Source organism: Saccharothrix sp. ST-888, assembly GCF_000955975.1.
Classification (GTDB): Bacteria; Actinomycetota; Actinomycetes; order Streptomycetales; family Streptomycetaceae; genus Kitasatospora.
On sequence record NZ_JYJF01000858.1, the window covers coordinates 1 to 316 of the forward strand.

The window sequence follows — 316 nt, forward strand, 5'->3', positions numbered from 1 at the left end:
GGATGCGCGTCGCACCATCGGTACCGACCCTGGCGACCTGCCGCGCCACCGAGAAGGTCACATCGAGGTCGCCGTCCGCCTCCTGAGCGACGCTCTCCGGCGCCTGGCCCTTGCTGAACTCGAAGTGCGCGGCGAAGTGCGCCGCGCCACCGGGCACGGCAGCGGCCGCCATCGGCCCCGAGCCGAATGTTCCGATCCCGGCGGCCAGGGCGAGGATGCTCACTGCGGCCAGTAGCCTTTTCATGGTTTCTCCCCGGATTTCGGGCGCGTGGTCGCTTACCGGCATCGCTCGATTCCGCGATGCCGGTACGCGACC

Annotated in this window: 1 protein-coding gene; it reads right to left on the minus strand. The window is 69.9% G+C overall.

Annotated elements, in window-relative coordinates; all coding sequences use genetic code 11:
* A partial coding sequence (locus UK12_RS34830) for a hypothetical protein (protein WP_045307231.1) occupies positions 1–244 on the minus strand: 244 nt, incomplete at its 3' end.
* Positions 245–316: the final 72 nt, after the last annotated feature.